Here is a 12,291-nt window from a genome sequence, read left to right as displayed (position 1 = left end):
TAGCCCGTGTACGACCACGGGAACTAGTGCCACGCCGGTAGGAGGGTGCCTACACAGACGATAACTAGGTCTAATTGGAAGGGTGGGTACCGTCCTAGCAGCCTGTGGTAGATCCTGCCAGAAACGAAACGATTTTAGAAGACGTCAGCGGCTGTTCGCCCGTTACAGCTCGCCCTGGTCTTTGAGGTCCTCGATGACGTCGTCGACGAACGTTTCGACGTCGTCGTACGGGAAGTCGCCGCCGGACGTCTTCGTGTTCAGCTCCATCGCAGTCATCGAGAAGTCGCCGTCCTCGAACTTCGTGCCGGGACCGTTCGGCAGCGCCGGAACGAGGTCCATCGGACTCGAGATCGGGTAGTCGGCTTCTTCGAACGCGTCGATCATCTGGTCGCGGATTTCGGATTCGTCTGCCATTGCAGCCCACAATTGAGCGTGATAAATAATAAATTTGTAGGTAGTTGCGACCACTGGGACTGCGGTCGGTCTATTGATCGCCGACGGGAACTGAACCCTTACTTATAAATCGGCGAAACAGTAATGAATTAGCAACGAGGAGAGAGCCAGTATGGCGAAAGATACCGTCAGATATCCGGACGAAATCGTCGAGCAGATCGACGAACTCGTCGACGACGGTATGTTCGAGAGCAAATCCGAGTTCTATCGCTTCTCCGCGGAGTACGTTCTCACCCTGATCAATCCCGACCACGAGGTGGAGACGTTCAACTTCGACGAAATCAAATCCGAGATCGACATCTCCGAGGAGGACCACGCCAAGGCACTCGGTACCGACGGCGGCACATTCTTCCTCGATTCCGTGATCACGGTCCGGAAACACGGACTCCGCGGAGATTACGAGGCCGCCGAACGCTACATCGACACCCACTACGATCCGACCGACCAGGAGTGTATCATCCTGGAGGAACTGCTCGGAACGTACCGCGATCGGTCGACCTAGTTCTTCGTATCCGTCTCCGCCAGTCCTAGCGCCTCGAGATCGACGTGGTCTCGAACGAGCGTCGCCGCCCGGTCGTAGGAATCTCTCTTCTCGACCCCGTCTCGAGTGGGTCGATCCACGCCTGCCGACGCTGCAACGTGATCCAGGAACGCCCTGCGAACGTTCTCGTTGTCGAAGAGTCCGTGGAGATACGTCCCGACGACGGTTCCCTGCGCGACGCTCGTCTCGCCGAGTGGCCGAGCCACGTCCGTCGTCGACTCGAGCAGTCTCGTTCTTCCGGCATGAATCTCGTATCCCGAAGCGGTTCCCCCCGCACCCGCAAACAGTGACGTCGCAGATTCGTCGACAGTAACTGTCGCTGGCTCGAGTCGCTTCTCGGACTCGAACCGCGTCTCGACCGGGAGCAGTCCCAGGCCTTCGACGACGTCGTCCGACCCCGTTCCCTCGAGCGAGGCGTTCGTGAGCCGTTCGCCGAGTTGCTGGTAGCCGCCACAGATGCCGACGATGGGACCGGCAAACGACTCGAGGGCGTCCCCGAATCCCGACTCGCGAAGCGTGAGCAGGTCGTCGACCGTGTTCTTCGTGCCCGGAAGAACGACTGCGTCCGCGTCGATATCGGCGAGCGGGTCACTCTCGTCGACGTTCTCGAGCGGGACGAACACCACCGAGACGCCGGGTTCGGCCGCGAGCGACTCGAGGTCGGTCGCGTTCGAGAGTCGCGGGAGCCGAGGGACGGCGATCCGAACGCGGCGTTCGTCGGGGACGCCGTCGTCGTCGCCGAGTACGCCACGCTCGCCCTCGCCGGGAAGCGAGACGCTGTCTTCCTCCGGCAGTCCGGGATCGTCGTACGGGAGGACACCGAGGATCGGCACGCCGGTCCGGGACTCGATCTCCTCGATCCCCGACTCGAGCAGGGACGGATCGCCGCGGAACTTGGTGATGACCGCACCGACGACGCGCTCGCGGATGGCGTCGGGCAGCAACTCGAGAGTCCCGTAGAGGCTGGCGAAGGCCCCGCCGCGTTCGATGTCGACCAGCAGGAGGATTTCGGCGTCGGCGAACTGGGCCGTCTCGACGTTCGCCAGGTCGCGGTCGTGGAGGTTGATCTCGGCAATACTGCCGGCACCCTCGGCGACGATCACGTCGTACTCTGTGGCCAGTCGGCGATACGACTCCTCGGCTGCCTCGCGAGCGCGCTCCCAGTACTCCTCGTAGTACTCGCCGGCAGGCACGTGATCCTGGGGCTTCCCCTGGAGAACTAGCTGACTCTCCCCGTCGCCGCGGGGCTTGAGCAGGACGGGGTTGGAGTCCGTCGTCGGCGTCGTCCGGGCCGCTCGAGCCTGAACGAACTGTGAGACGCCGATCTCGCCCCACTCGTCGTCGGTCTCGGCGCTCACGCGCGCGACCACGCGAGCGTTGTTGCTCATGTTCTGTGCCTTGAACGGCGCGACGGCGACGCCACGGTCCGCGAGCAGTCGGCAGAGCCCGGCCGCGACTGTCGACTTGCCGACGTGACTCGCAGTTCCGGCGACGAGGAGCGTTCGGCTCATCCGCTACGTTACAGCCGTCGCCGCACTCACTTATCGATTCCGTGGACCGACTCGCCCGAGGTTCAGACGCGACGCCCCGTCGAACACGCCTTCGATATAGTAGCCACTGAAAGTCAGTGCGCACCCGATCGCACGACAGCGGTGCGATCGGTGTGCAAACAGTTTCAGTTGTTACTATAGCTGTCCGTCCCTGACGGCTGCTCGCAGCCGAACGTCGGTTACGAAGGCCGTCGAGTCGCACGAGACGACGACTGTCGTGGCAGTCGTCGGGCGTCACCTTTTGGCCATCGTTAGCGAACCACCGCCATGACGAGCCAGCGGAGCCAACCGCGCCACCGACGGACGTTGCTCCTCTCGGGTGCGACCGTCGGCTTCGGCCTCGGAGCCGTCCTCGACGTCGTGATCTTCCATCTGGTCTTCCAGACACATCACCTCCTGTCGGGTATCTACGACCCCTACAGCATCGACGGTCTGCGCACGAACGTCATGTTCGACGGGCTGTTCACGGGTGCGATGCTCGCCGTGATGCTCGTGGGTCTCGGACTCCTCTGGCGACTCGTCAACGGTGCCGACGAACTGTTCTCGACGCGGTTTCTCCTCGGTGCAGTCGTCGTCGGCATGGGCACGTTCAACGTCATCGACGGCGTCGTCAGCCACTACGTCCTCGACCTGCACAACGTCGCCCACAGTACCGAGGCCTGGAACCCACACTGGCTCGTCGTGAGCGGTCTCTTGCTCGTCGTCGGCTGGCTCCTGCTCCGGTCCGCGGACGGCTACCGCGTGGAGCCGTAAGCCGGCTCATCGGTCGACAGCGACCGAGAACCCCGACTCGAGAAACGCCGTTTCGTACCCCTCGTGGCGGGCGAACTGCGGCGGCGACTCGAGTCCGACCGTCAGCTCGTCGCCGTCCTCGATCGGTTCGAGTGGCGCTCCGTAGTGATGGCCCAGCGTCGGATCGATCGTCTCGGTGAGACGGCCGTCGAAGACGGTTTTTCCTGCTCGAGTGCACGCGCTCGAGACGGACGCGAACGGGAGACAGTAGTCGTTGTGTAGGGTTCGCGGCGAGACCACGAGGTAGGGTCCGTCGGTGACGTCGCCGAACCCCTCCACGAGGCCCACCGGAGCGACGACGTCTCGAGTCTCGGCAGCGCCGATCCACTCCACGCCGTCCGCTTTCGTCTCGGACGCGATCCCCGTCACCATCTCCATCGGCTCGAGGGCCTCGCCCGCTTCACGTCCCTCGTCCTCGCGATCGAGCGCCTCGAGACAGCCCGAGGTGACGCCGACCGCTGCGCTTCCGAGAGTCGTAAGGAGGGTCCGTCGGCGCACGCTGCAGTTCACGGCGACGACGCCAGTAGACGTGTGGACTGCAGGTGCAGCTAAAACTCGGTCCCGCGTCGCGCGCGCTGGCCGTCCTCGATCGGATGCTTTTGCTTGCGAACGTTCGTGATCAGGTCCGCGTGCTCCTGCAGGTACGTCGGCTCCGCGTGACTTCCCGACAACACGAGTTCGAGGCCGTCGGGTTTCGAATCGATCAACTCGAGGACGTCGTCCTCGCTGATCAGGTCCCGATCCGCGGCGTAGAGCACCTCGTCGAGGATCAGCATGTGGACGCCGTCCTCGGGCACCCCGTCGAGCGGAAGCGCCGACTCGAGGTCGGCTTCCGAGGCGGCCGCGAGCAACTCGCGGGCGCGCTCGAGACCGGCCTGGGCCTGTTCTTCGTGGCTTTCGTCCTCGCTACCGTCGGCCATCCCGTGCCAGCCGTAGTGCCCGAGGTTCTCGTAGCTCATCCCCGGCAAGGCGGCGATAGCGTTGTACTCGCCGCGGACGGCCTCGACGCTCGAGGCTCCGCCTTTCATGAACTGGAGGACGTGGACGCGGTGGCCGTGCCCAGCCGCGCGCATCCCCATCCCGAGCGTGGCGGTCGTCTTCCCCTTGCCGTCGCCCCACCAGACCTGAACGAGGCCGAACTCCTCGGGTGCTTTCGGCTCGATCGGTTCGGATTCGGGTGTTCGTCCCTGTCCTGGCGTGTTCTCGACCGTCCCGTCGGACGTACGCTCGTCGCTCATAGTCGGGCCGTCGACCCGACGATATATGTAGACACCGACAGCCGAAGCACCGTTCGGAACCCGAACACGTTCGCGGCTTCTTCGACCAAACGTGTCTTTAGGATCCACGCCCAACACCACGGCATGTCACTGGGTTTCTCGTCGTCCGACGAATCCCCCGATATCGCCGCGGTCGTCGGGGCACTGGACGACGACGCCTGCCGAAAAATCGTCGGCGTCCTCGAGGAACCGCTGACGGTCGACGAACTCGCCGACCGGACGGGCCTCCCGCTGTCGACGACCTACCGGAAACTCGACCGACTGACGGAGGCGAACCTCGTCACTGAGACCGTCGGCGTTCGACAGGGCAGCCACCACAAATCCCGGTATATCGCCGACTTCGACGATATCTCGATCGCGCTCGACGACGACCGATCGTTCGACGTCGACGTCGGCCGCTCGAGTAGCCGGTCCGCCGATATCTGGTCCGAGACGCGGCGGACGTTTTAGTCGAGGACACCGACCGGAAACTTATCACTCAAATCTACGAAAAATTAACTAGGTCTAAGTGAGGGGTCTCCCTAACGAGAACTGCACCGTAAGGTGCGGTGGGGAGCAACCACCACCTACCGCTCGAGTTACCTCCCCACACGCCGCTTCCGTATCGGAAGCGGGCGACTGTTTCCGACGGAACTACTAAACGATACTGACCGATTCGGATGCAGACCTGGTAGCGGTGCGTACATGTTCGTGTCTCGAGTTCGAACGACTGCCAAGAATAACGAATTGGAGAACGGCAGGAACGGAGCCGGATTACTCTTCGACTTCGAAGCTATCGATCGAGGCTGCCCCGGTAACCTGATCGTCGACTGGCGTATCGGGATCGTCGGGGTCGTCACCGAAATACGCTATAACGGTGTAGCTTCCGCCGCTGACTTCGCTCTTGTCGCTGTCGAACGTGTAGGACATTCCAGTCGAATTGAGGATATGGTCCTCGTTCTCGTACTCACCCGTACTCGCCTCGACGACGACGACGCCGTCAGCGTTTCCGAGCGACGTCACGGAGACGTCGACCGCACTCTGGTTGCTGTCGTCGATCGAGACGCCGGCCTGCGGACTCTGCTGAATGTCGTCGCCGACGCCGAGGACGAAGGTTGCGATGACGGCTGCCAGAATCACGGTAATCGCGACCATCAGGATGACTCCGATGACGGGCGATACTGCGCGCTCTTCTCCAGTTCCGAACTGTCGTCGATTTGATGTACCGAACATTGTTTTTGACACCCCTGAACGGTCGAGGGCTGACTGCACCAGTGCACCCATCGTACGCACTGCCGACCATTTGGCCCCTTCCGACCGCTCGTTTTGGTGCTGATACAACGTCTAAATTCAAAGTATATATAAATAGCTCATACTGTATCTCGATGAACAAAAGAATCGTTGCGGACCGTTTCTATCGGCTCTATAAACGTTCATGAAAGGATTACCAAGCGTTACTGGATCGTTCGTTTTCGTTCATCGGTTCCGCTGGCTCGAACCGGAGCGGGGTATTCCACCGTCCGACGCGCGTTCGTCGGTGTCGACTGCGATCGCCATCGCTGCCACACCCATGATTGCGAGAAAGAGTATCACACCGCCAGCGATCGTCACGGGCGTGAGCCCACCCTGAAAGAGGCCGGTGACGAGGATCACTGCCCCGAGTACCTGTCCCACCAGCAGGCCGTTGTAGATCGTGTCGGTCTCCATACGATAACGATGTCGGCCACTACCATAATCCTCTCATGTCAGGTACCCACCGCTAAAGCGGTGGGCTTGTCAGTGGACTCCCGCTCTGACCACTAGAACCCGTGGTAGGCGAAAACTCGCCGTTCGCGTTCACCGTCCCTGACTTCAGGGCGACCTGACAGTCCGCCCGTCCAGCACCAGACTTGAGCCAATGCTGGACAAGCCGCCACGCAATATTCCGAGCAGCATTGTAATCCGCGTGGAGTTCCTTCCCACAATTCAAACACTCGAACTCGTCTCCATCACGGTTATCCTCGTGCGTAAAGCCACACTCTGAGTGACTGCATCGCTGCGACGTGTATTGTGGCTTCACGTCGTCTACGAGGATACCGTACTCTTCGGCCTTGTACTCGACGAGAGATTGGAGCTTGTTGAACGCCCACTGCTGGAACTTGGACGCGCTCGAGATACGCTCCCGAATATGTTTCAAGTTCTCGAACGCTATCGCGTCACACTCGTGCCGCCGGGCTTCAAGAACCAGTGCAAGTGCGACGCGATGCAAGTAGTCCTCGCTCCAATTCGAGAAGCGGTCGCCGATGGATTTCAGCGTCAAGTGGGCACTTCGAGTACCTGTCTGTTGCAATTTTCCACGACGACGTTCGTACTCCTTGCGCTTGTGGTTGAGGTAGTCTGTGTTGCCGAGGAACGCGCCTGTTGAGGTGACAGCGAGGTAGCCGTCAACGTTGAGGTCTACGCCGAGTACCGCTCCGTACTCGGTCGCAGACGCCTCGTCTTTCTCGCGTTCCTTTTTCATCGACACGTGCAAGTAGTACGTGCCGTCACGCTTGTGTAGCGTGGCCTCACCGCATCCCCACTTTGAATGCCCCCAGTATTCCTCGAACGGAGTACCACGCGTGTCATCTGGAATGATGTATTCAGCGGAGACACGACTATCCACGGTAGACAGCGTGCAGTGGTCGTCGTTGTACGTGATAGTCCGACCGTCGTAGACGACGACAGTGCCGCGGAACTCGGGTTTGCTGGCGTTCTTTTCGTCTTCAAGGAGACGGTCTTTGCAGTTACTAAGTGCGTTCGCAGCGAGGCTGCGAGCCGCTTGGACGTGGTTTGCAGTGAGCTCTGTTTGCTCGCGTACGTCGGAGTATGTGGCGTCGTGGAGTTTGTTTTTGCTGTCGATTATCTGGGTTGGGTCGTCAGACCAGCCGTAGTCCGCGGCGTGTTGTGCGGCTTGCTGGAATTGCTCGAACGTCTCATCGAGGACAGGGTAGTCCTCGTCGGCAACGTCGAGCTTGATTTCGAGGTTCCTGACGACCGTCATAGTTCAAATATTGGAACAATATTATTTAAAGAGTGAGTTTTGCACTGGGGAGTCAGCCGTGTCTGGATGCGTGGTTGGATTCACAAGTGGCGCGCTTTCTCCCACGGCTAAAGCCGTGGGTTTCCGCGCTGCCTCTGTATGAAAAGTAACAGGACAGCACGCTGGAAAGCCACGACACTGAAATATTGGCTCCACCAAGTAGAACTAGACTGTCCGTAGATGGTTACGACGAGAACTGATCGCGTTCGAAACGGCCACCACTGGGACGGGACACCTTCGGGTGAAAAACCGTGACGTCGCGATCCGTTCCCGTCGTCGACCGCGTTACGGACGCGTTCTTCGCGCTCGACACCGACTTCCGGTTTACCTACCTCAACGAACGCGCCGAGACGCTACTGAAACGCTCCCGGTCGGACCTGATCGGCCGAGTCATGTGGGACGAGTTCCCCCAGACCGTCGAGACGCAGTTCCCCGACGGCTTCCATCGGGCGATGGACGAACAGGTCCCCGTCTCCTTCGAGGTGTATCACACCCACCTCGAGACCTGGTTCGAAGCACGAGCCTACCCCTCCGAGACGGGGCTGTCGGTGTACATGCGTGACGTCACCGAGCGGAAAGAGCAGGAAACCACCATCGCACAGCACGCCGCCGTCATCGAGGCCATCGACGACGCCGTCGTCACGCTCGACCCGACCCGAGAGATCGTCTCGGTCAACGACGCGATGGAACGACTCCTCGGCCGGGATCGCGACGACCTCGTCGGCGAACACGTCGAAGTCGTCCCCGCGCGGGCCGGCATCGACGACGAAGACGCCGTCGAGATGGGGCGTGCGATCGCCGACGTCGACGTCGGCAACACCGCGAAACGCCAGCTCGAGGCCTCGATAACCGACGCCGACGGCGACGATCGGATGGCCGAAATTCGGATCGTCCCGATCGAAGACAACGAAGCGACGATCGCCGCGATCATCCGGGATATCACCGACCAGCACGAGTACGAACGCGTCGCCGCGTCGCTGCACGAAGTCACCCGGTGGCTGCTCGAGTCCGACGACCCCGAGGAGATCTGTGCGATCGCCGTCCACTCGGGGAGCGACCTGCTCGACCTGCCGATCAGCGGCATCTGGCTGCTCGAGGAGGAACACGGTTATCTCGAACCAGTCGCTGGCACCGCCGGCGCGTACGAGGAGTTCGGTGGTCTGCCACGGTTCAACCCCGGCGATGGGCTCGTCTGGAACGTCTTCGAGGCCGGCGAGGTCGAACGGTTCGACGATCTGGCCGAAGACGAGGACCTCTACAACCCCTCGACGCCGTTGCGGTCCGAGATCATCGCACCGATCGGCACCCACGGCGTGCTCATGACCGGCTCGCTCGAGCCGAACCGGTTCGACGAGACCGACGTCGAGTTGCTCTCGACGCTGGCCGAGAACACGCGTGCTGCGCTCGACCGCGCCGACCGGGAGCGGGTTCTCCGGGATCGGACCGAGGAACTCGAGCGCCAGACCGAACGGCTCGAGGGGGTTGCGAACGTCCTCTCGAACGACCTGAAACGCCAGCTCGAGACCGTCGCCGACGCACTCGAGGACGACGCCGAACTCGAGTGGGAGTTCCCGCTCGCGGAGGAGTCCGTCGAGCAGACGCTCGATCGGGCCGAACGGCTCGTCGACGACGTTCGGGAGTTCGCCCGCAACGCCTCCGCTGTCAGGACCCGGAGCCGCGTCACGCTCGAGCACGCGGTCGAGGAGGCCCTCGCGGAGTCACGACTCGACGAGGGAGACGTGGTCGTCGAACAGGATGCGGCACTGCGTGCGGATTCGGACCGGCTCGTCTACCTCTTCGAGACGGCGTTCGACGACGCTGCCGCTCGTGCGGGCGTCGAGCAGAACAGCTACGGTGACGTCACGGTTCAGATCGGCGTCCTCGGCGTCGAGGGATCACCACGGTTGCGCGGCTTCTACCTGCTCGACGACGCCGGCGACCCGCCGGCGAACGCACAGGAACGGTTGCTGGACCCTACCGCGAGCGACGAGAGCACGGTCGAGGGGCTCGGACTCGCGCTCGTTCGTGCGATCGCCGAAGCTCACGACTGGAAACTGTCGATCGACGCGGAGGCAAACGGCCGGACGCGGATCGAGGTCAGGGACGTAACGACGCTCGAGCCCCAGGAATCGGAGAACGAGTCCGAATCCAGTCCCGAACCGACGTGGGAAGTCAGATAGCTACGCGAGTTCGTCTTCGATCGTCGCCCGCAGTTCTCGGATCGTCGCCGCGTCGGTCGCGACCGTTCGTTCGTCTGCCGTGACCTCGAGTCGACCGTCGTCGGTCACCGAGCCGACCTCGACGACGGGAGCGACGCCATCGAAAGCTTCTTCGACGGCATCTGGCGACTCGGTCTGGATCAGGACGCGACCCGGCTGTTCGTGGAACAGGGCAGCAGCGAGGTCGGCGTCGGCGACGGAGAGGTCGATCTCGAGGCCGGCCTCGTCGGTCACCATCTCGACGAGTGAGACGGCGAGTCCGCCGTGGCTGACGTCGTGGACGGCACGCGTCGCCTCGTCGTCGGCAACGTCGGCGATCGTCTCGACGAGTGCAGCGGGATCTTCTGGGAGTGCAGGGAAGGCGTCGCTGCCGTCGAACCGGGCGAGGTACTCCGACCCGCCGAGAGCGAAGTCGTCGGCCTCGAGAGCGAGGTCGCCGACCAGCAGCAGCGTCTCGGCGTCCTCGTCGGCGGTGACCGACAGCGGCGGCGCGTCGTAGCCGTCTTTCGTCCCGACCAGCGCGAGCGTCGGCGTCGGCGGAATCGGACCGGAGACGGAGTCGTTGTACAGCGAGACGTTGCCGCCGACCACGGGCGCGTCGAGCGTCGCGCACATGTCCGCGAGGCCGTCGACGATGCCCTGGAAGCCGCCGTAGACGTCCGATTTCTCGGGGTTGCCGCCGTTGAGACAGTCGACTGCCGCGAGCGGCGTCGCGCCCTTGGCCGCGACGTTCGTCGCGTTCTCGAGTGCAACCGCCCGAGCGCCCTCGTAGGGAGCCGTCGAGGTCCAGTTGGGGGCAGCGCCCGAGGAGATGGCGAGTCCCTGTTCGGCCTCTCGGATCGCAACGATAGCTGCGTCGTCGCCCGGTCCGACGCTCGTCCGGACGCCGACCTCGTGGTCGTACTGGCGGTAGACCCACCGCTTCGAGGCCGTGTTCGGACTCGAGACGACCGTCTCGAACGCGTCCTCTACGTCGACCTCGGGGAGATCGGTGTCGGGCTGTTCCGGCTCTTCGCTCTCGAGGTCGTTCATCGGCGCGCCCTCGCCGAGGAAGTAGGCGTCGACGTCGACGACGGTCTCGCGCTCAAACTCGCACGTGTAATTTCCTTCCGTCACCTCGCCGATGACCGAACAGCCCAGGTCGAACCGTTCGGCGATCTCCTCGACGCGGTCGACGTTCTCCGGTTCGACCTCGTAACACATCCGCTCCTGGGACTCCGCGAGCAGGATCTCGAGGGCGTTCATGTTCGGCTCGCGCTGGTGGACCCGCTCGAGTTCGATGTGTGCGCCCAGGCCGCCCTTGGCGACCATTTCGCTCGAGGCACCGCCCAGTCCGGCAGCGCCGAGGTCGCGGGCGGACTCGATCAGGTCCTCCTCGATCAGTTGCTCGTTGGCCTCGATCAGCAGCTTCTCGGCGTAGGGGTCGCCGACCTGGACCGCGGGCCGGTCTTCGGTCTCGGCGTCCTCCGAGAGGTCCTCGCTGGCGAAAGAGGCGCCACCGAGTCCGTCGCGGCCGGTCGCATTGCCCACGAGGACGAGTTTGTTGCCTGGCTCCTGTGCTTCGGCGGTGACGAGTCGGTCCTCGTCGGTGAGGCCGATACAGGCGACGTTCACGAGCGGGTTGCCCTCGTAGTCTTCGTGGAAGTCGACGCTGCCCGCGACGGTGGGGACGCCGATACAGTTCCCGTAGTGACTGATTCCCTCGACGACGCCCTCGAACAGGTACTTGGAGTGTTCGCGGTCGAACCCGCCGAAGTAAAGCGAGTCCGCGAGCGCGATGGGGTAGGCTCCCATCGAGAGGGTGTCGCGGACGATGCCGCCGACGCCGGTCGCGGCACCGTCGAACGGGTCGACGTAGGAGGGATGGTTGTGGCTCTCGATCCCCATCGTGATGTAGGTCTCGTCGTCTGCGTGCCCACTGGCGCGATCGCCGTCGGCGTCAGCCGACGGCAAGGCGACGACCGCCGCGTCGTCGCCCGGCCCGACGACGACCTGCTCTCCTTCGCTCTCGAAGGCCGACAGCAGGGGTCTCGAGGAGCGGTACGCACAGTGTTCGCTCCAGAGGTTCTCGAACAGCGCCGCCTCCGCCGGAGTCGGCTCCCGGCCCAGCTCTTCGACGACGAGTTCGCGGTCCGAATCGGCAAGACTCATTCATCTAGGTGATGAAAGTCGGCCGGTAAATGGGTTTCTATATGCACGTTCGTGTATTTTCTCTTGTTGGTTCCATCGACCCCAGGGGAGTTTGCGGGTATTGCGGGTCGACGGAAACACTTTTTCGTAATCCCTCCATAGCGAGACGATAGCCCGAAAATTCGACATGGTTTCAGACGAACCCTTGTTGGGTTGAAGCATGGAACAACTAATCGGCGAGACACGGGAGATGGAGTTTCAGACGAACCCTTGTTGGGTTGAAGCGCGT

At 62.7% G+C, this 12,291-nt stretch carries 12 protein-coding genes; 4 read left to right on the top strand and 8 right to left on the bottom strand.

Translation table 11 applies throughout. From position 1 onward, the window contains the following. Nucleotides 1-162 precede the first annotated feature (162 nt). Nucleotides 163-414, bottom strand: coding sequence for an MTH865 family protein (locus BLR35_RS19815; RefSeq protein ID WP_090386091.1), 252 nt, complete (start codon nt 412-414; stop codon nt 163-165). A gap of 151 nt (nt 415-565) precedes the next feature. On the opposite strand from BLR35_RS19815, the gene BLR35_RS19810 reads away from it, so the two are divergent. Further along, a complete protein-coding gene (locus tag BLR35_RS19810; protein WP_090386088.1) occupies nt 566-955 on the top strand; it encodes a ribbon-helix-helix domain-containing protein in 390 nt (129 codons plus the stop codon). Here BLR35_RS19810 and BLR35_RS19805 read toward each other — a convergent pair. Then, nucleotides 952-2,505, bottom strand: coding sequence for a cobyric acid synthase (locus BLR35_RS19805; protein ID WP_090386085.1), 1,554 nt, complete (start codon nt 2,503-2,505; stop codon nt 952-954). The genes BLR35_RS19810 and BLR35_RS19805 overlap by 4 nt on opposite strands. Nucleotides 2,506-2,811: 306 nt before the next feature. Here BLR35_RS19805 and BLR35_RS19800 point away from each other — a divergent pair, with 306 nt between their 5' ends. Continuing rightward, nucleotides 2,812-3,297 carry a DUF2243 domain-containing protein gene (locus tag BLR35_RS19800; RefSeq protein WP_090386083.1) on the top strand — a complete coding sequence of 162 codons (486 nt, stop codon included), beginning with the start codon at nt 2,812-2,814 and terminating at the stop codon, nt 3,295-3,297. Nucleotides 3,298-3,303: 6 nt separating this feature from the next. On the opposite strand, the gene BLR35_RS19795 is transcribed toward BLR35_RS19800, so the two are convergent. Both BLR35_RS19795 and BLR35_RS19790 read right to left on the bottom strand, forming a co-directional pair. Beyond that, nucleotides 3,304-3,834, bottom strand: coding sequence for a DUF7350 domain-containing protein (locus BLR35_RS19795; RefSeq protein WP_090386080.1), 531 nt, complete (start codon nt 3,832-3,834; stop codon nt 3,304-3,306). 50 nt (nt 3,835-3,884) lie between these two features. Next, a complete protein-coding gene (locus BLR35_RS19790) occupies nt 3,885-4,601 on the bottom strand; it encodes a cob(I)yrinic acid a,c-diamide adenosyltransferase (RefSeq protein WP_394328371.1) in 717 nt (238 codons plus the stop codon). 96 nt (nt 4,602-4,697) lie between these two features. Here BLR35_RS19790 and BLR35_RS19785 point away from each other — a divergent pair, with 96 nt between their 5' ends. Beyond that, nucleotides 4,698-5,063: a winged helix-turn-helix domain-containing protein gene (locus BLR35_RS19785; RefSeq protein ID WP_090386073.1), complete on the top strand. Its 366-nt coding sequence runs from the start codon at nt 4,698-4,700 to the stop codon at nt 5,061-5,063. Between the two features lie 303 nt (nt 5,064-5,366). Here the strand turns inward: BLR35_RS19785 and BLR35_RS19780 are convergent, their stop codons facing one another. From BLR35_RS19780 to BLR35_RS19770, 3 genes are all read right to left on the bottom strand, one after another. Continuing rightward, the gene (locus tag BLR35_RS19780) at nt 5,367-5,825 is read right to left on the bottom strand and encodes a type IV pilin domain-containing protein (RefSeq protein WP_090386070.1); all 459 of its coding nucleotides are present in this window, start codon (nt 5,823-5,825) and stop codon (nt 5,367-5,369) included. 243 nt (nt 5,826-6,068) lie between these two features. Continuing rightward, nucleotides 6,069-6,299: a hypothetical protein gene (locus BLR35_RS19775; protein ID WP_090386067.1), complete on the bottom strand. Its 231-nt coding sequence runs from the start codon at nt 6,297-6,299 to the stop codon at nt 6,069-6,071. 52 nt (nt 6,300-6,351) lie between these two features. Further along, a complete protein-coding gene (locus BLR35_RS19770) occupies nt 6,352-7,614 on the bottom strand; it encodes an RNA-guided endonuclease InsQ/TnpB family protein (RefSeq protein ID WP_090386064.1) in 1,263 nt (420 codons plus the stop codon). Between the two features lie 290 nt (nt 7,615-7,904). Here BLR35_RS19770 and BLR35_RS19765 point away from each other — a divergent pair, with 290 nt between their 5' ends. Further along, nucleotides 7,905-9,833 (top strand): PAS domain-containing protein, encoded by a 1,929-nt coding sequence (locus BLR35_RS19765; protein ID WP_090386061.1) that lies wholly within the window; start codon nt 7,905-7,907, stop codon nt 9,831-9,833. Here the strand turns inward: BLR35_RS19765 and purL are convergent, their stop codons facing one another. Beyond that, nucleotides 9,834-12,023, bottom strand: coding sequence for a phosphoribosylformylglycinamidine synthase subunit PurL (gene purL, locus BLR35_RS19760; RefSeq protein WP_090386059.1), 2,190 nt, complete (start codon nt 12,021-12,023; stop codon nt 9,834-9,836). It lies immediately after the preceding gene. Nucleotides 12,024-12,291: the final 268 nt, after the last annotated feature.

It is taken from the genome of Natronobacterium texcoconense (genome assembly GCF_900104065.1).
Taxonomy (GTDB): Archaea; Halobacteriota; Halobacteria; order Halobacteriales; family Natrialbaceae; genus Natronobacterium; species Natronobacterium texcoconense.
This window is presented reverse-complemented; position numbering and strand designations above follow the sequence as displayed.